Source organism: Phaeovulum sp. W22_SRMD_FR3 (assembly GCF_052113705.1).
Classification (GTDB): Bacteria; Pseudomonadota; Alphaproteobacteria; order Rhodobacterales; family Rhodobacteraceae; genus JBGQOG01.
Map to the genome: position 1 here is coordinate 1 of NZ_JBGQOG010000008.1, position 17,453 is coordinate 17,453.

Genomic DNA, 17,453 nt, shown 5'->3' on the forward strand with positions numbered 1-17,453 from the left:
TCCGTCTCGTCATATCCACACTCCAGTTCCTTGGTCACGATCTTATCTTCGTGTCCACGAAACCGGCAGCAGCTCATCTCGGCGATTAGCATACTGCTGGTGACGGGGCCGATCCCGGGAACGGAACGCAGGATCTTGACCGTCGTAGCCAATTGCTCTTCAGAGGCCATGGCCTGCTCAATCCGCACCTCCAACTCTGCAATCTGGCGATCGAGAAGGTCTTTCAACTCGGCGTTCATGGCATCGAACATATCCGCCGATCCCAGCTTCCCATGCGCCTTAATCTGCGCCAGTAGCCGTTTGCGTGTCTCGATCAGATGCCCAGGCTTTGACGTCAAGGCCCTGACAAGGCGCAGCTTTTCATGTGGCAATACGCGTCCGGCATCCGGTCGAAACATCATGAACCGCGCGATGAGCTCCGCGTCGATCCGATCCGTCTTGCCTCGTGTGCCCCGGCTCACGGCGAATGCCTTGATCTGGGCAGGTGGCAATTGCCGGGTCGCGATCCCGGCAACGTCGAGGGTGGACCACAACCGCCATTCCTGCCCGCCAGTGGCCTCGAAGCAAACGAGTGCGTCCCGTTTAAGAGCGCGTTGAGCGACTTGCTCGTGACCTTCAACCTTGTTCGGCAGCCGCGCGCGCTTGCCTTCTGGCAAACAGTAAATATCCAACCAATCGCGGCTGACATCTGTACCGATGATCCTTGCCTGTGATAATTTGCTCGTGCTCTCTTCCTTCTGCGCCGCGGTCCAGACCGGCCGCTTTCAACTGTTCGAGACTATGAAGAGAGACGGTGCTGGCTCGCTAGAAAACGTGGTCAACGCCACAAGGCTCAGACGCCAAACACCGTCCCGTCACCAACCTTGGCCAAGGTCGGTGACGGGGCCAGAATAGCAAATCAGAAATACAGAAGGGTCAGGATTGGTTCTGGATCAAAGTCAGGACAAGACCGTTGCGGCGAGCATGAACGCGGAGCAGGAGGTTTCCGGGCACGGGTCGTATCGGTTGCAGAAGATCGTGGCCATACTGATGCTGGACCGCGCGATGCTCCAAGACGTGATCCGGCGAAAGCTCTGAAGCACCGCCGCATGCACGCACTGGATAGGGGGATGTGCCGCGATGGGGCGGTGGGGCGGTGTCGATCCGGCAGGCTCGTGGGGCCATCGGGTCTGACCGTTCGACGCTCCACTGCCAATCCCGCCGCACCGATCAGGCTGCCGTGGCGAAGCGGATCCGGGAGATCTGCGAGACGCCTGTGCGGTATGGTTACCGACGGGCTCACATTCTGCTGGATCGCGAAGGCTTGGGCATCAATGTCAAGAAAGTCTACCGCATTTACAGGGAGTTGGGGATGCAGCTCAGGCATAAGACGCCCAAGCGACGTGTAAAGGCGAAGCTGCCGGATGATCGTGCTGAGGCCGTCGGCCCGAACGAGGTCTGGGCGATGGACTTCGTGCATGACCGACTGGCGACGGGCCAGAAGGTGCAGGTTCTGACGGTAGTCGACACGTTCTCGCGCTATGTCCCGGTGCTTGACCTGCGCTCGGCTACCGCGGCGAGGACGTTGTTGCGACGCTCGACCGGGTGTGCCGAACGGCTGGCTATCCCAAGACGATCCGCGTCGGTCTGGGCAGCGAGTTCGTCTCGCGCGACATGGACCTCCGGGCTTGCCAGCGCGGGGTGGTCCTTGACTTCTCCCGGCCCGGCAAACCGACGGACAATGCCTTCATCGAAGCCTTTAATGGCCGGTTCCGGGCGGCATGTCTGAGCCCGCACTGGTTCCTCACCCTTGCGGACGCGGCCGAAAAGCTGGAGGCTTGGCGCAGATAGGTCAACGCGGAACGGCCACACGGCGCAATCGGCGCCAAAGTGCCGATCGTGCTGACGAAATCAGGGGGCGTCACCAGTCCGTCACCCTGAGCGCCGCCGGAAAACTCTGCCTTCCGGCGGTCCAACGTTGGAGGAGCGGATCAATCTGCTGCGTCACCCCAATCTGTCGGACAGCATCTGCAATCGACTTGCCGTGACCTTGCAGCACTTCAACCTGCCGTAGATTCAGCACGATTTCTTCGGGTTTGTCTCTCCTTCCAGCCATCTCTGGTCTTTCTGAAATGGGATCATACGGTCCCAGTTGATGGACCACCTCAGTGGGGGCACTTCACAACGCCATCGGAGCTGGCACTGCAAACTCGAAAGCCGCTCTTGGCAAGATCAATCGCCAATACGCCAATCTCAGACATGGGTGCCTCCCTCATTTTGGGTCCAACGAAATCACGTTGGCACATTCGGTGCCGTGGGGGGCATCCGCCGCATCAGTTCACTTCGCGCCGTCAGCGGTTGTCCGGGGTAGGTTGCGCCGTTGAATACACCTGCTTGCGGAGATCGATATCTTGCAACTCCGCCGCGACGGCGGCCACAATCCGCACACCGGGATCTTGATGCAACAGCGTCCCCGCCCCCCGATCCCCCTGCAGCAGGTTGAGCGCGTCAAACCAGCGGGCCGGAAAGCAGGCAGGTGCCTGTGGGCCCGATGCACCCGCAGCGCAGGCCGCATGGTCCGGACCGCAAGCCGCCACCACTTTGCGCAACAGGTCCGGCGTCACAAAGGGCATGTCAGCGAGCGCGATCAACAGCCGTGTCGCCCCGGCCGCGCGTGCCGCATCAAGCCCCGTCCGCAGACTGTCGGATTGCTGCCCCTGACAGAACACGGGCGTGACGCTTTCGGGCAAGAGGGCTGCCTGCGCCTGGTCCCGCAGAACGGCAAAGCAATGATCGGCACCCGAGGCGGTGAGGGTCTGCGCGCTGCGGCTGAGCATCGGCATGCCATCGATCAGCGCCTGCAGCTTGTCCTCTGCTCCGAACCGCGTCGACCGGCCCCCCGCCAACAGCACCGCGATCAGGCTCATTCTGCAGCAGCCACGATATCGGCCAGCACCGAGATCGCCAATACGCGCGGATCCCGGGCCGCCGGGATCAGCCCGATCGGGCCACGGATCCGGCTCAGTGACGGCGCGGGCACGCCCAGTGCGCGCAACGCCTCCAGCCGCCGCGCCTGTGCCCGGCGGCTGCCCTGCGCCCCGATCCAGAAGGCCGGGCTTTGCAATGCTACCTGCAACAGCCCCATTTCACGATCGTGGTCGTGGAAAAACAGCGCCACCGCGCTGCGGGCATCCAGCTGCGCCGGATCGATCTGCGACACCTGCTCTACGCCAAAACCACCCGCGCGCGTCAGATCGGCAAAGGCCTGCGCCTCTGCTCCTGTGCCCACCACAAACACCTGCAGATCCGGGCGCAGATCCACGACCGGCAGGCCGGCACAGGCAAAGACCACCTCTTCGCGCGCCGCAATCCCGGCCAGCGCCTGCCGCAGGACCGTTGTGTTCCGCAGCGGCATCAGCGCCACTTCGATGCCGCTGCCACAGGGCAGTCGAATATCGAAGAACGGCGAGTTCTTCCCATAGAGCAGCCGCCTGGGGCGCCCGCTCTGCCAGACCTGTGCCGCATGTGCCCTGAGATCGCCCTCAATGCAGCCCGATGACAGATTGCCCACCATCGCACCGTCCGGCGTGAAGGCCATCATCGCACCATGTGGGCGGTAGAAGTTGCCATCAATCCCCACGAGCATCGCCAGAACGCCCCCGGCCGGGACCAGCGCCGCAAGCACCGGCGCCGCTTCACGGGCCGGAATCTGCCAGCGCAGCGCACGGGCGGTCTCAGAGTGCAAAACGTCCAGCTTGCTCATCACAGGCTCCTGCAATCTGCCCCGCCCGGCCTGAACGCCGTGCGGGGCAGGCTATAATCAGACGAAATCGACGTCATTTACCATAGGCAAAGCGGTGATCCGCTTGCCCGTGGCCGCAAAGATTGCATTGGCGAGGGCAGGCGCCGCGGGGGGTACGCCGGGTTCCCCTACCCCGGAGGGTGGGGCGTTTGAGGGCACGATATGCACCTCGATCGCGCCGATATCCGCCATCCGCAGCGGCTCATAATCGGGAAAGTTCGACTGATCGACGGCACCTTCCGTCAGGGTGATCGCATCGCGCATCGCGTGACCGACGCCATAACCGATGCCGCCCTCCATCTGCGCCCGGATCATGTCAGGATTGACCGCGATCCCGCAATCCACCGCGCAGGTGACTTTTTCGATTTTGACACCCGCCTCAGCCGAACCCGAAACCTCAACCACTTCAGCGACATAGGTCCCAAAGGATTTATGCACGGCGATGCCCTGCCTGCGCCCCTCGGCCACGGCACCCCAGCCCGCCTTTTCAGCTGCCAGTTTCAGGACGCCGGCAAAGCGCGCCTGTTCCGCGCTCTGCGTCAGATAATTGAGACGGTAGTCGACCGGATCGCGCCCCGCGGCCGCCGCGGCCATATCCATCATGCTTTCCATCACATAGCCGGTATGGGTGTTGCCGACCGAGCGCCACCACAGAACACTGGTCGCCGGGGCGATGTCGGTCAGACCGATGGCCAGCCCCGGCAGGCTGTAGGGGGTTTCATGCACCCCCTCGACCGAGGTTGAATCGACGCCATCCTTGACCGCGAACCCCTCCATGAAGGTGCCCTTCATGATGGATTGCGTGGCGATGCGGTGATCCCAGCCGACAATCTTGCCCGCAGCATCGAGGCCCACCCGCACGCGATGCGCGGCAATGGGGCGGTAATAGCCGCCTTGAATGTCATCCTCGCGCGACCAGACCAGTTTGACCGGACGGCTGCGGTCGGTGATCGCAAAGGCCAGCGCCGCCTCCACCTGATAATCGGCATCGGCATTCGCGCGCCGCCCGAAAGAGCCACCGGCAAACATCGTGACGATCTCGATCTTTTCCATCGGCAGATCAAAGATCTTGGCCATCGCCCCATGCGGCACGGTTGGCATCTGACAGCCGTCATGCAGCCGGATGCCCCCTTCAGCCGTGGCCTCGATGGTGCAGGTCATCGGCTCCATCGGCGCATGTGCCAGAAGCGGGAAGTAGAAGGTCTGATCCAGCACCTGCGCTGCGCCAGCGATCAGGGCGTCCACTGCGGCCTGATCGGCGCCGTTGACATTATAGGTTGGCGCCGCCGAAACCGCGGCCTCAGCCTCGGCGCGGATATCTTCCGAACTGCGACTTTCGGCGGCGGTATTGTCCCACTCGATCGTCAGCGCATCGCGGGCCTGCAAGGCGGCCCAGGTGTTTTCGGCATAGACCGCCACCGCCACCTTGTTCGGCAGGGCAGCCGCCCGGATAAAGCCCTTGATCGCTTTCGCGCCGCTGTCATCAAAGCTGGCGACCAGTCCGCCACGACGCGGCGTGCGGGCCAGCACCACGACCATCTGATTGTCGAGCTGCATGTCCATTGCGAATTTTGCCCGGCCATCGATCTTGACGGCGGAATCCTTGCGCTTCGTCCCGGGATTGCCGATCAGGCGGAATTCGCCCGGTTCTTTCAGTTTCGGCTCGGCAGGCGCCGCCAGCGTCGCGGCCAGCGCCACGAAATCGCCCAGCGGCGCGGTTTTGCCCGCCCCGGTCACCTGACCCTCGACGATATCCAGCCCTGCCGCATCCACGCCCCAGGTCTGCGCCGCCGCCGCAATCAGCACGGCCCGCGCCGCCGCCCCCGCAGAGCGGTACTGCATGAAGGAATTGGCCATGGCGGTAGAGCCGCCGGTGCCCTGCAGCGGCCCGAAGAACAGGTTGTTGTAGACCGCCGGGTCCGAGGGCGCGAAATCATAGTCGATGGCTTCCATGCGCACGCCCAGCTCTTCGGCGATCAGCGTGGTCAGCCCGGTGGACGGGCCTTGGCCCATTTCGAAATGTTTGATGATCGCGGTCACCTGACCATCGGCCCCAATTTTGACAAAGGGGTTCAGCTGAGCGCCTTCTGCGGCCCCCGCTGCCAGGCTGCCATCGGGGCGCAACCCGACAACAAGAACCGCGGCGCCTGCCAAGGCACCTTGCAAAAATCCGCGACGTGTTGAGGAAAGGGTCATGGCTCAGGCCTCCAGAATTTCAGACGCCCGCACCACGGCGGAACGAATACGCTGATAGGTGGCACAACGGCAGGCATTGCCGTTCATCGCCTCTTCGATCTCCGCGATGCTGGGCTTGGGCGTCTGCGCCAGCAAGGAGGTGGCCTGCATGATCTGACCCGACTGACAATAGCCGCATTGCACGACATCCAGCTCCAGCCAGGCCTGTTGCACCGCCTTGCCGACCTTGCCAAGGCGATCCGCAGCGCCCTCGATCGTGGTAACCTCGGCATCCGCCACATCTTCGATATAGGTCTGGCAGGAGCGGACCGCCTCGCCGTTGACATGCACGGTGCAGGCGCCACAGGCGGCAACACCACAGCCGAATTTGGTACCGGTCAGCTTCAGCTCATCCCGGATGACCCACAAAAGCGGCGTCCCGGCTTCGGCGTTCACCTCGTGGGTCTGCCCGTTCAGTTTGATGACATATCCCATTGGCGCTTGCTCCCTGTGGCTGGCTTCCCCGTGCTGACACTGATCTCACCCCGGGTTGGATAGAATTCCTCTCCAATATGTGGTGACTTCGCACTTGTGCCACTCGCGAAATGCGCCAATTCTATAACTGATCGCGCCACGGCCCAGAGGGCGCTTGCACGGGACCTCGCCGACCGGGCAGACCAGCCCGCCAACGCACCTGAACTGGATGCCTCTCCGATGACGAAAAACGGCCATCGCTACTCGATTGCGCGCCCGCTCCGCGCCTTTTGCGCCCGCCTTGGCGTGTCCGAAGCGCGGATTCTGGCCCGTATGGGGCTCAGCGCGGATTTTTTGAACGGTGACAAGAACGGTGTCGATGCTGCGACGTTCTTTGATATGTGGTCTGCGCTGGACGCGGAACGACCGGCCGGGGAATGGTTGCTGGATCTGGGCCGCAGTGCGGCGCATGGCAGCTTTACCTCCGAGCTTCTGGCATTTTCCTGCAGCCCGACCATCGCGCTCGGCCTGCAGCGCCTGGCGCAGTTCAAACCGCTGGTCGTGCCCTTGCGGCTGGACACCTGCCTGACCGATGATGGCTTTGCCATTCGCTTTCGGGCGCCGGAGAATGGCCCCGACATTCCGGCGGCCATGGCAACCTTTGACGTGATTTTCTTTCTGGAATGCTGCCGGGTGTTTTCCGGCGTTGAGATTGTCCCGCTGCGGGTTGAGCTGCCCGATACGCGCTTTGTCACCCCCGAGATCGGCGCGTTTTTGACCGCCCCCGTCGTGCAGGCCCCCGAGGCCCGGCTGATCATTTCCCATGCGGCCGCCGAGTTGCCGCTGATCTCCGAGAACACCGCGTTCTACGCGCTGATCGAGCAGGAACTGCTCAGCCGTCTGCATGCGCTTGAGACGCCGACCGTCTCGGTTCAAGTGCGCAATATCGTGATCGATCTGCTGCCCTCCGGCGAAGTCTCGGTGGAAGCGGTCTGCAAAATGCTGCGTCAAAGCCGGCGGAGCTTGCAACGCTATCTGAAACGGGAAGGCAAAAGCTTTCAGGCCATCCTGAATGAAACCCGGGCCGAACTGGCGATGGCCTATCTGTCCAACCGCGACCTCAACACCGAGGAAATCAGCTTTCTGCTGGCCTTCCGGGATCCGAATTCATTCTACCGCGCGTTTCAGGACTGGACGGGCATGACCCCGCTGCAGGCACGGGCGCAGTTGCGCGGCTGATCCGGCGTGCTCCTTGGGTGCCGGGCGCCGCAGCAAGAGGTGGAACATTGGTCGCCCACGGTGTCGATCTGCTGCGGGCAGTACAAAGCCTTCCGGCTTGATCCTTTCTCGCTATGTGGCGTTCGAGACTGCGCTATCTGAGGTACGACATTTCAGGTATGTCACGAGAAAGAAATAAGAATTTGAGCGTGTCTGGCTTCACCATGCCCGCATTCCGGCCGGGCTGTTTCCATCGCAGGCATCCATTTCGACCCGCCACCATCCTGATTTGGTGCCCCGCGCGGCACTGGCTGGATCTTTCTGGGGCATGGCCCCTAAGCTGATCAGGTCACAGGACCGGATCGCCCAGATTGAGGCGATTGGCGCTGCGGGCGATTGCTGCGTCAATCAATCGACACGCTTATGTCGCCGCGTCGGAGCCGATTGTGTTGCGCCACACGGCCGAACCGTTGTGCCAGCGCGTCGGTTTTGTCACGTCAACGGGTTTTGGGTTCATTTGTCTGGGCGCAGACGGCTCCGTCGGTCAGTGCCAGCGCATCCTTGGGTTCCCACAAGTCCGGCGGAAGGTCTGCGGGCGACAAGGCGACTGAAGGCGGGCGGATCGCCCAACACTCCAGATTTCCATCAATGCTGAATACGCCCATCGCAGTCCTTATGCGCTGCTGCATGTGCATAAGCTATCGCTTCCTAATGGGCTGCGACGCTTTGAAGCCAGGCCAGAATATCCGCCGCATCGGTGACATCGGCATATTTCTGGTTCATGTCGTAGAGGTTGGCCTCATGCGGTGCCTCGGCCCGGTCGGCGCAGCAGTCGCGGGGCACCAGAACATTGAAGCCCGACTGCACCGCATCGACAACCGAAGCGCGCACGCAGCCCGAGGTGGTGGCGCCGGTGATCACCACAGTATCGGTGCCGGTACCCGCCAGCAGCGCGGCGAGGGTGGTGCCGAAAAACGCCGAAGCGCCCTTTTTGCTGATGATGGCGTCTTGCGGCTGAATGCCAGTGCTGGCGTCGATCTCGACCAGTCGCGAGCCTTCTAGCAGCGCGGCCATGCCGCTGGCCTTTTTCAGCCATGGCAATTTGTCAATTTCGCCCGGATGATAGGCGATGGTTGTGTAGATCACCGGGAAACCGGCGGCGCGGGCAAAATCGGTCAGCTGCCGGGTGGCGGCGATCGCCGGGCGCATGTCGGCGGCGGTGGGGTATTGCGTGTCGGTGAAGCCATAGGTGAAATCCACCACCACGATGGCGGGGCGGGTGCCGCGCGGCACGGGCTGGCCAAAGCCAGCGGCGGCATAGGTCTGGGCTTGCGACATGGGATGCTCCTTGCGAAATGGGCGGCCCCTGGGGCCGCCCGGGTGCCTTAGTGGCGGTCCATCTGCAGCTCTTTCACGACGATATCGCCGTCGATCACCACCGGTTCATCATCGAGGAACAGCGAGCAGCCGCGCATCGGGATATCGAGGTGACAGGGGGTATCGTTCGGCCCGCCCAGCTCGTTGTTCGGCCCGGTCGAGAACATGACGTTGCCGTAATAGCTGCGCGGCTCCATGCCCATGCCGCCGGGGAATTCGCCCGGCACGAAATTGTGCCAGCGCGCCTTGGGGTTCATCCCCCAGCCGACGTGGCTCATGCCAAAGCCGCGTTTGTCGCCAAAAGCTTCCATGTAGGATTTGACCAGCTCTGCCTCCAGCCCGCCGCGGATGTCGGTGACCCAGCCCTTTTCGATCGTATAGGTGATCGGCTCGCGCACATACATGTTCTGCGGCAACAGGATATCGCCCGGCGCCACCACGATCTGCCCGTCAACCCCGTCATCATCGCCGCCGGTAAAGACAAAGCCCGAGGGCCAGTGGTCCCAGCGGCCCGGCTCGTCGGTGCAGGCATATTCGGTGACGGTGGGATAGGTGTTCAGCTTGTAGGTGACATCGGTGCCATGCGGCGAGGTGATGCGCATCACCTTGGCGCGGGCCAGCAGTTCGCCGCCCATCTCGACCTTTTCGCGCAGCTCCTTCGTCGGCAACAGCCGCGCCAGCAGCTCCGGCGGCTCAACCGCGGTCAGGATGCGGGTGCCCGCGGCCTGAATCGCGAATTGCTCGGGCGAGAACAGCAGGAACACGCAGTCGATCAGCATGTCACAGGCCTTGAGCGCCTCGACCGCATCGGGCATCGCGGCAAGGCCGGTCTGGCCGACGGCCCAGCCATCGGTCGGCAGCGGCTGCGGCAGGCGCATGTGATACATCTTTGCCCCCAGCCGCTGACCCGCCGCCATGAAGGCATCGGCATAGTCCAGCCGGTCATGGCCCTGGGTCAGCACGATCAGCTTTTCGCCCTCATGCACGCCCGACATTTTCAGCTGATGCAGACAGATTTCGGTGAAACTTGTGTGGTCCATCGTCTCATTCCCTGATGTTGGGCGCTTTCGGCCCGGGTTTTGGGGGGTGGCGTCAGATCTGGAAATCCATGACCGCGCCGAGGAAACCATCGAGGTCATCCCAGGGGATCATGTGACCGGCACCGGCGACGGTGCGCAGCTCGATATGCGGGGCAAGGCTTTGAAGTTCGGCGATATCCCCGGCTTGAATCACCGGTGCGCCCCCGGCCACGACCAAGCGCATCGGCAGCGTGATCTGCGGCAGATCGGCATGGATATCGTCGGTGTGAAAGCCGTCATAGGCGGTTTTGATCGCGGTATATTGGCAGGTGTGCAGCCATTCGGCGCGCAGGGCGACCTGCTCATCGGTCCATGTCGGGCAAAAGGCCCGCATCTCGGCCGCCGAACAGCCCTTTTGCGCCAGACGGATTGAATCGCCGTACCAGGCCCAGCCCGGCGGATAGGCCCGCCGCCCCGGCCCGCTGACCGGCGGGTCGAGCAGGATCAGCCCGGCAAAGGGCTCGGGGTTCTTGCGCGCGGCCCGGATCGCGGTGCGCGCGCCCATCGAATGGCCCATCACAAAGGGTTTCGTCAGCCCGGCGGCCGCCACCAGCGCAATCGCATCCTCGGCCATCGCATCCAGCGAATAATCGAGATCCCCCGCCTCGCTGAGGCCGCGCCCGCGGACATCCAGCACATGCACGTCAAACCGCTCGGCCAGCCGTTCGGCAACAAAGCCCCAGGTGATGGCCGGAGAGGTGATCCCCGGGATCAGCAACAGCTGCGGCCCCGGTCCGGGATAATGCAGCAGGTGCTGGCGGATGCCGTTGGCATGGACGTGGTAACCGCGGGTCATGGCAAATCCCTTCAATAAGCGCCGGACAGCAAGGTGCCGCCGCCCGGAACGCGGGTGTCGAGATCAAGTGCCTTCAACATCGACCAGGTGGTGGCGATGGCGGCGGTCAGCACCGGCTTGCCCGATTGCGCCTCAACCACCGACACGGCGGGCAGCGAGGGCATCTGCACGCAGGCCGAGAGCACGATCACATCCGCCTCGGCCGTGTTCATCCCGGCGACAATCGCGGGCAGGTTCATCGGGTCATGCGCGGCAACCGCCAGATTGTCCTGAATTTCCAGCGCGCGGTAATCCACTACCTCGAAACCCTCATTGCGGATGTAATCCACCACCATCTCGGTCAGCGGCTTCATATAGGGGGCGACGATGGCGATCTTCTTCGCGCCCATCGCCTTCAGCCCTTCCACCAGCGCGCCCGCCGAGGTCACCACCGGGGCTGCGGCATCATTGTCCCGCGTGACGCCCTGCAACCGCTCGGCCGAGACCGCGTGATAGCCATGCCCCATCGACATGATGGCGACGAGGCAGGCATAGCCCAGCACATCCACCTTGGCGTCGGAGAGTTCCAGCGCGCAGCGGTCCGAGGCGGCATCCATCGCGGCCAGCTCTTCCTTGGTCACATGTTTCATCCGCATCCGCGAGGAATGGAAGGTGAAGCGCTCGGGCGCCACCATCTCGCGGGCTCTCAACAGCGCCGGGATTTCGGTTTCCATGGTGACATTCGAGCTGGGGACGATTTGGCCGATGCGGAAGTTTTTCATTTGGCGACTCTTCGTTGCATGTTTTCCAAGGCTAATTTCATCATCTGAATAATTACAAGAAAAATGTGTGTATGCATACGAATTTTCCGCTGGCCTGCTACGGCCTGCCAAAAATTCGGGCATCGTGATTATGCGATGGGAGCTTGCATGCCAGCGGCCAGAAACCGCACCAGATGATCCAGCATCAGCGTCTCGCCCAGATCCGCGACATGGCCGTCGGTCAGATCTCCGAGGCGGCCGAGGTCATTGAGCATGAACAGATAGGTCCCCACCAAAAACGCCATGCGGATGGAGATGATGTCGCGCGGAATCTGTGGCAGGGCCGCATGCAGGGCGTCGATATAGCGGCGGACCTGCGGGTCATAGACTTCACGGCGCAGGCGCAGGGCATGTTCCTCGGGTTCCGCATGCAGGCGCGCCTGCAGCTGCACAAAGGCCGCGCCACCCGCACTGCTGTATTTCATATCCCATTGCGGCTTGAGATAGGCCTGCAGGATCGCCTCGACTTTCGGCGCGGGATCCACTGCCAGCAGCTCTTGCAGCAGGGTCTGGCGATGCTGCGCCAGGATGGTGCCGCGCCGCCGGAAGACTTCGTCGAACAGATCTTGTTTGGCGCCGAAATAATAGCGGATCAGCGCCTGATTGACCCCGGCGCGGGCGGCGATGTCGCGCATGCGCGCACCATTATAGCCCGCCCCGGCAAAGGCCCGCTCGGCATGATCCAGAATGCTGTCGCGCAGGTCACCGCCGTCTTTGGGGCGGCCGGGGCCGCGGCGTCCGGCTTGGGCCTCCTGCGGGCGGATCGCGTCGGGGTCTGGCTGGGACATGTCCGGGGTGACTTTCGGGGCCTGGCGTTTGAGTGGCACGGGCAGCCTGTGCGGGGGGCGTCCTCACTGCACGGCATCAACATGCGGGCAGGGGGCCAACATTCAGCAGAGTTTTTGCAGCAGCCCGATCAGCGTCTCGCGTTCATCAGCGCTCAGCGGCGCCAGAGTCTCTTCGGTGATCTTCTTCACCTGCGGCAAGGCCTCCGCCAGGAGGGCGCGCCCGGCTTCGGTGGTGGACAGCATATAGCGGCGGCGGTCGACCTGATCGGGCGCGCTGTGGATCAGCCCGCGCGCCAGCAGCCGCGAAATGACGCCTTTGGTTGTTGCCGCATCCATCGCCACCATCCGCCCCAGTGCATTCTGCGACACCGGCCCCGGCTCGGTCGCCAGCCGGTAGAGGGTGGAAAACTGCATCGAGGTCAGCCCGCCGACGATATGTTCACTGAAGATCGTCATGTGGCGCTGATAGGCCTTGCGCAGGATGAAGCCGACTTGCTCATCCAGCAGATAGTCTGCATCTTCGGTCAACGGCGTCATGGTTCTGCTCCTGCTCGGCACCAAAAAAGCACCATCGCGCGGCAAAAGCGATGTTCCCGTCGCGCAAGTTGCGCCGAAATCGCGCATCCGGGCCGCGTGGTCAATGCATCGGGGCCGAAAAGTCGTTTGTATGCCTATTTTTTTGGCAAGCAGCCGCGCAAAGCCGCGATGGCCGGTGGCTCGGCGCGGATTGGTGACAGAAAAATGCTGCATTCAAGACAAATCATTTGTGTGCATCCAAGTTTGACGCTCTCCTGAGCGCGACCGCGTAACAAAAGCAGGCAGCCTTCTGATGAGTCACCGTTTCACGCTCAACGATCATCCCGTCGATCTGACGCCCGATCCGCACCGGACGCTGCTGGATGTGCTGCGGCATGATCTGGGCATGAACGGGCCGAAATACGGCTGCGGGTTGGCGCAATGCGGAGCCTGTACCGTGCTGGTGGACGGGGTTCCGGCGCGCGCATGCGTGCTGCGCGCGGCGCGGGTTGCCGATCGGCGGGTGACGACGCTGGAGGGGCTGGCGGATCCCGAAACCGGGGCGCTGCATCCGGTGCAACAGGGATTTGTTGAGGCACAGGGCGCGCAATGCGGCTATTGCCTGAATGGGATGGTGATGACCGCCGTGGCATTGCTTGAGCGCAATCCGGCACCTTCCGAGGCCGAGATCCGGGCGGGTTTGCGCGACAACCTCTGCCGCTGTGGCACGCATCAGGAAATCATCGCCTCGGTCCGGCGTGCGGCCGAGATTATGGCCTGCAAACCTGCCTCTGACGCGGGGGCCCGGCCATGACGGACCTCCGCGATGGCATTCTCTCGATCTATGAAGAGCCGCAGGGCGAACGGCGGGTCTATCTGCAGATCCGCGCCGGGGCAGGGGTCACCGTTTTTAACGGCCATGTGGATCTGGGGACCGGGATCGAGACCGCGCTGGCGCAGATTGTCGCGGAAGAGCTGGATCTGCCGCTGGATCTGGTGCGCGTGGTGCTGGGCGATACCGCCCGCACCCCGGATCAGGGGCCGACCATCGCCTCAGAAACCATCCAGATCACCGCGATTCCCCTCCGGCTTGCAGCGGCCCAGGCGCGGCATTTCTTGTTGGGGCGCGCCGCGCGGCGGCTGAATGCACCCGAGGAAGGAGTGCAGCTGGTTGAGGGGCGGGTGCTGTGGAAAGATACCTCCGTTGGCCTGCTGGAGATGGTCGAAGGGCTGGATCTGGCCATGCGGCTTGACCGTGAGGTGCCGCTGAAACCGCCAAGCGCCTATCGGATTGTCGGCACCCCGGTGGGGCGGCGCGATCTGCCGCAAAAGGTGACCGCCAATTTCAGCTATATCCACGATCTGCACATTGACGGCATGCTGCATGGCCATGTGATCCGCCCGCCCTATGCCGGGCGCGACAGCGGCGATTTCATCGGTTGCTCGCTGATCGGCTATGATGAGGCTGCGGTGGCGGGCATGGCGGGCCTGGTTGCCATCGTGCGCGCGGGGGATTTTCTGGGCGTGGTGGCCGAAGCGCCGCATCAGGCACAACAGATTGCTGAGGCGCTGCCGGTGCATTGGCGGATGCCGCCGCCGCTGCCGGATATGGCCGATCTGCGGCACAGTCTGAAACAGCAGCCCTCAACGCCCCGCGTTCTGGATGTCGGCGGCGATTTTCAGGCGGGTCTTGCTGCCTGTTCGGTGAAGCTGCAGCGGACCTATCTCTGGCCCTATCACGAGCATGGCTCGATCGGCCCCTCCTGTGCGGTGGCCGACTGGAACAACGGCCAGCCGGTCATCTGGAGCGGCACGCAGAACCCGCATATGCTGCGCGGTGATCTGGCGCAGCTGGTGGATCTGCCCGCCGAACGGCTGGAGGTGCGGCGGTTGCAGGCAGCGGGCTGCTATGGCCGCAACTGCGCCGATGATGTCTGTGGTGATGCTTTGCTGATGTCGCGGGTGGTCGGGCGGCCGGTGCGGGTGCAACTCACTCGGGCGCAGGAACATCTGTGGGAGCCGAAAGGGGCGGCGCAGCTGATGGAGGTCGAGGGCGGCCTTTCCGCCTCGGGCGATATCGGGGCCTATAGCATCGACAGCTGGTATCCGTCGAACCGCGGCCCCAATCTGGCGTTGCTGCTGACCGGGCGGATCTCGCCCGAGCCGCGGCCCTCGGATATGGGCGACCGCACGATCATTCCGCCCTACCGGATCCCGCATAAGCGCATCACCGTGCATGATATGGCCCCCATGGTGCGGGCGGCCTGGATGCGGGGGGTGTCGGCGCTGCCCAACACCTTCGCGCATGAGAGTTTCGTGGATGAGCTGGCGGATGCGGCGGGCGAAGATCCGGTGGCCTTCCGTCTGCGGCATATGGATGATCCGCGCATGGCCGATCTGATGCAGCGCACCGCGGATGAGGCGGGCTGGGAGGCGCGCAGCGGTCCCCGGCTTCGGCGCGAGGGGCGGATGGCTTACGGGCAGGGCTTTGCCTTCGCCACCTATGTGCATGGCAGCTTTCCCGGCACCGCCGCCGCCTCTGCCGCCTGGGTGTGCGATGTGGCGGTGGATACCGAAACCGGTGAGGTGACCCTGAGCCGGGTGTTTGTCGGCCAGGATCAGGGGTTGGTGATCAACCCCGAAGGCGTGCGCGCGCAGATCCATGGCAATGTGATCCAGACCGCCAGCCGCACCCTGCTGGAAGAGGTCAGCTTCGATCAGATCACCCCCACCGCGAAAAGCTGGGCCAGCTATCCGATCCAGAGTTTTGAAGCCGTGCCCGCCATTCGCAGCATGCTGATCGAGCGGCCCGACGCCCCGGCCCTCGGGGTGGGCGAAAGCGCGGCGGTTCCGGCTGCCGCCGCGATTGCCAATGCGATTTTTGATGCAACGGGGGTGCGGCTGCGCGAGGCCCCGTTCACCCCGGAAAAACTGCGCCGCGCCCTGCTGGAGCGGGAAGAAACCTCGGCGCCGCGGTCCCTCGCGGCGCCGGAGCGCAGCGCAGCGGGCTGGCGCGCACGGCTTAGCCTCGGGCCCCGCTGCGCGCGGGCGGCCACGGCCTTGGGCGGCGTGCTGACCCTCGGCGCGGTGGCGCTGCCGTTTCATGCGGCAATCCCGCCCAGTCCGGCTCCGGCAGCGGCCAGCTTTTCGGCCGAGATCCTTGCGCGCGGCCGCAGCGTCTTCGCGGCGGGCGATTGCGCGGTCTGCCACACGGCCGAGGGCGGCATTCCGAATGCGGGCGGGCGGGCGATGGAAACCCCGTTTGGCGTGGTTTATTCGACCAATCTGACGCCTGATGCGGAAACCGGGCTGGGGCAATGGTCGTTCGCGGCCTTTGAGCGCGCCATGCGGCAGGGCGTCAGCCGCGACGGCAAGAACCTCTATCCGGTCTTTCCCTATACCGCCTTTGCCAAGATCGACGCCGAGGACATGTTCGCGCTTTATGCCTATCTGCAAACCCTGCCGCCGGTGAAGGCCGAGACGCCGCGCGCGACGATGCTGGCGCCGGTAAATCTGCGGCCGGTGAATGCGGTCTGGAACGCGATGTTCCACGATCCGGCCCCCTTTGCACCCACACCGACGCAATCGGCAGAGTGGAACCGCGGCAAATATCTGGTCGAAGCGGCGGGGCATTGCAGCGCCTGCCACAGTCCGCGCAATCTGATGGGGGCCGAGAAAACCGGCGCTTCTGCCTACGCGGGGGCGATGGTCGATGGCTGGTGGGCGCCCGCTTTGGCCGGGCCGGATGTGGCGGGGCGCGGCTGGGACGCAGAGGGGCTTTTTGCCTATCTGCGTCAGGGTCATGCGCCGGGCATCGCCAGCGCTTCGGGTCCGATGGGCGAAGTGATCGACAGCCTGACCGCGCTGCCCGATGCCGATATCCGCGCGATGTCGGTCTATCTGGCGGATCTCGCTGCCGCGAAACCTGCCCCCGTCGCAGAGGCGCCAACGCCGGTTACCACCGTGCCCTTGCCGGGGCCGGGGTCACGCCTCTTCCGCGCCGCCTGCGCAAGCTGCCATGAGCCGGGACTGCCCGGCGCGCTGACCGCCGCCCAGCTGCCGCTGGAGCGTTCGGTGGCACTGCGGGCCCCCACGCCCGAGGCACTGCGCACAGTGATCCGCGAGGGGATCGAAGCTCCGCTCACGCTGCCCCTGCGTGACATGCCGGGCTTTGCCAACGAGCTGAGCGAATCACAAATCGACCAGCTGGCGCAATATCTGCGCGCCCGCTACGCCGCCGATCTGCCGCAATGGAGCGGGCTTGGCACTGCGCCATAAATTGTTTGTACAGATATGAGTAATTTTTGTGCAAATCTCTCCAGCTTCGCCGCAAACCAGAGTCTCAGATGTGTTTTTCAGGCCCGGAGCCATGGCAGAGCGCAAAAAAACATCGCCGGAATTTTTTGTTCGTATACAAATGAAATATCCAGATAACAGACGAGGAAGACT

The 17,453-nt window shown here is 63.7% G+C and carries 14 protein-coding genes and 2 pseudogenes; 4 read left to right on the forward strand and 12 right to left on the reverse strand.

Annotated features, from left to right (window positions below):
• Nucleotides 1-656: IS110 family transposase (locus ACEN2S_RS11930; RefSeq protein ID WP_441866381.1), on the reverse strand; the 656-nt coding region annotated here is incomplete at its 3' end.
• Nucleotides 657-1,002: 346 nt separating this feature from the next.
• Here ACEN2S_RS11930 and ACEN2S_RS11935 point away from each other — a divergent pair.
• Nucleotides 1,003-1,920: pseudogene (locus ACEN2S_RS11935) on the forward strand (IS3 family transposase); the annotation flags it as partial.
• Nucleotides 1,921-1,978: 58 nt separating this feature from the next.
• Here ACEN2S_RS11935 and ACEN2S_RS11940 read toward each other — a convergent pair.
• From ACEN2S_RS11940 to ACEN2S_RS11960, 5 genes and pseudogenes are all read right to left on the reverse strand, one after another.
• Nucleotides 1,979-2,095, reverse strand: a pseudogene (locus ACEN2S_RS11940) (IS3 family transposase); the annotation flags it as partial.
• A 235-nt stretch (nucleotides 2,096-2,330) separates the two neighbouring features.
• Nucleotides 2,331-2,906, reverse strand: coding sequence for a nucleotidyltransferase family protein (locus ACEN2S_RS11945; protein WP_441866382.1), 576 nt, complete (start codon nucleotides 2,904-2,906; stop codon nucleotides 2,331-2,333).
• Entirely contained in the window at nucleotides 2,903-3,742 is an 840-nt protein-coding gene (locus ACEN2S_RS11950; protein WP_441866383.1) for an XdhC family protein, read from the reverse strand. Before ACEN2S_RS11950 ends, ACEN2S_RS11945 begins: the two co-directional genes overlap by 4 nt.
• Before the next feature lie 57 nt (nucleotides 3,743-3,799).
• Nucleotides 3,800-5,977: a molybdopterin cofactor-binding domain-containing protein gene (locus ACEN2S_RS11955; RefSeq protein WP_441866384.1), complete on the reverse strand. Its 2,178-nt coding sequence runs from the start codon at nucleotides 5,975-5,977 to the stop codon at nucleotides 3,800-3,802.
• Nucleotides 5,978-5,980: 3 nt separating this feature from the next.
• On the reverse strand, nucleotides 5,981-6,451 hold the full coding sequence (locus ACEN2S_RS11960) for a (2Fe-2S)-binding protein (RefSeq protein ID WP_441866385.1): 471 nt from the start codon (nucleotides 6,449-6,451) through the stop codon (nucleotides 5,981-5,983).
• Nucleotides 6,452-6,670: 219 nt separating this feature from the next.
• Here ACEN2S_RS11960 and ACEN2S_RS11965 point away from each other — a divergent pair, with 219 nt between their 5' ends.
• On the forward strand, nucleotides 6,671-7,669 hold the full coding sequence (locus ACEN2S_RS11965) for a helix-turn-helix domain-containing protein (RefSeq protein ID WP_441866386.1): 999 nt from the start codon (nucleotides 6,671-6,673) through the stop codon (nucleotides 7,667-7,669).
• A 687-nt stretch (nucleotides 7,670-8,356) separates the two neighbouring features.
• Here the strand turns inward: ACEN2S_RS11965 and ACEN2S_RS11970 are convergent.
• From ACEN2S_RS11970 to ACEN2S_RS11995, 6 genes are all read right to left on the reverse strand, one after another.
• Complete coding sequence (locus ACEN2S_RS11970; protein ID WP_441866387.1) at nucleotides 8,357-8,986, reverse strand: isochorismatase family protein; 630 nt, start codon at nucleotides 8,984-8,986, stop codon at nucleotides 8,357-8,359.
• 47 nt (nucleotides 8,987-9,033) lie between these two features.
• Nucleotides 9,034-10,065: a leucyl aminopeptidase gene (locus ACEN2S_RS11975; protein ID WP_441866388.1), complete on the reverse strand. Its 1,032-nt coding sequence runs from the start codon at nucleotides 10,063-10,065 to the stop codon at nucleotides 9,034-9,036.
• Between the two features lie 52 nt (nucleotides 10,066-10,117).
• Entirely contained in the window at nucleotides 10,118-10,900 is a 783-nt protein-coding gene (locus ACEN2S_RS11980; RefSeq protein WP_441866389.1) for an alpha/beta fold hydrolase, read from the reverse strand.
• Between the two features lie 11 nt (nucleotides 10,901-10,911).
• Entirely contained in the window at nucleotides 10,912-11,613 is a 702-nt protein-coding gene (locus tag ACEN2S_RS11985) for a maleate cis-trans isomerase family protein (protein ID WP_441866559.1), read from the reverse strand.
• A 176-nt stretch (nucleotides 11,614-11,789) separates the two neighbouring features.
• The gene (locus ACEN2S_RS11990) at nucleotides 11,790-12,488 is read right to left on the reverse strand and encodes a TetR/AcrR family transcriptional regulator (protein WP_441866390.1); all 699 of its coding nucleotides are present in this window, start codon (nucleotides 12,486-12,488) and stop codon (nucleotides 11,790-11,792) included.
• Between the two features lie 102 nt (nucleotides 12,489-12,590).
• Nucleotides 12,591-13,025, reverse strand: a complete 435-nt coding sequence (locus ACEN2S_RS11995) for a MarR family winged helix-turn-helix transcriptional regulator (protein ID WP_441866391.1) — start codon at nucleotides 13,023-13,025, stop codon at nucleotides 12,591-12,593.
• A gap of 292 nt (nucleotides 13,026-13,317) precedes the next feature.
• Between ACEN2S_RS11995 and ACEN2S_RS12000 the strand changes: the two genes are divergently transcribed.
• Complete coding sequence (locus tag ACEN2S_RS12000) at nucleotides 13,318-13,818, forward strand: (2Fe-2S)-binding protein (RefSeq protein ID WP_441866392.1); 501 nt, start codon at nucleotides 13,318-13,320, stop codon at nucleotides 13,816-13,818.
• Nucleotides 13,815-17,282 carry a molybdopterin cofactor-binding domain-containing protein gene (locus tag ACEN2S_RS12005; protein ID WP_441866393.1) on the forward strand — a complete coding sequence of 1,156 codons (3,468 nt, stop codon included), beginning with the start codon at nucleotides 13,815-13,817 and terminating at the stop codon, nucleotides 17,280-17,282. The genes ACEN2S_RS12000 and ACEN2S_RS12005 overlap by 4 nt, the downstream gene beginning before the upstream one ends.
• The last annotated feature ends 171 nt before the right edge of the window (nucleotides 17,283-17,453 follow it).

Bases quoted from the DNA above. Each gene is read 5' to 3' on its own strand.
- ACEN2S_RS11945 (WP_441866382.1), bottom strand. From the start codon at position 2,906: ATGAGCCTGATCGCGGTGCTGTTGGCGGGGGGCCGGTCGACGCGGTTC.
- ACEN2S_RS11950 (WP_441866383.1), bottom strand. From the start codon at position 3,742: ATGAGCAAGCTGGACGTTTTGCACTCTGAGACCGCCCGTGCGCTGCGC.
- ACEN2S_RS11955 (WP_441866384.1), bottom strand. From the start codon at position 5,977: ATGACCCTTTCCTCAACACGTCGCGGATTTTTGCAAGGTGCCTTGGCA.
- ACEN2S_RS11960 (WP_441866385.1), bottom strand. From the start codon at position 6,451: ATGGGATATGTCATCAAACTGAACGGGCAGACCCACGAGGTGAACGCC.
- ACEN2S_RS11965 (WP_441866386.1), top strand. From the start codon at position 6,671: ATGACGAAAAACGGCCATCGCTACTCGATTGCGCGCCCGCTCCGCGCC.
- ACEN2S_RS11970 (WP_441866387.1), bottom strand. From the start codon at position 8,986: ATGTCGCAAGCCCAGACCTATGCCGCCGCTGGCTTTGGCCAGCCCGTG.
- ACEN2S_RS11975 (WP_441866388.1), bottom strand. From the start codon at position 10,065: ATGGACCACACAAGTTTCACCGAAATCTGTCTGCATCAGCTGAAAATG.
- ACEN2S_RS11980 (WP_441866389.1), bottom strand. From the start codon at position 10,900: ATGACCCGCGGTTACCACGTCCATGCCAACGGCATCCGCCAGCACCTG.
- ACEN2S_RS11985 (WP_441866559.1), bottom strand. From the start codon at position 11,613: ATGGAAACCGAAATCCCGGCGCTGTTGAGAGCCCGCGAGATGGTGGCG.
- ACEN2S_RS11990 (WP_441866390.1), bottom strand. From the start codon at position 12,488: ATGTCCCAGCCAGACCCCGACGCGATCCGCCCGCAGGAGGCCCAAGCC.
- ACEN2S_RS11995 (WP_441866391.1), bottom strand. From the start codon at position 13,025: ATGACGCCGTTGACCGAAGATGCAGACTATCTGCTGGATGAGCAAGTC.
- ACEN2S_RS12000 (WP_441866392.1), top strand. From the start codon at position 13,318: ATGAGTCACCGTTTCACGCTCAACGATCATCCCGTCGATCTGACGCCC.
- ACEN2S_RS12005 (WP_441866393.1), top strand. From the start codon at position 13,815: ATGACGGACCTCCGCGATGGCATTCTCTCGATCTATGAAGAGCCGCAG.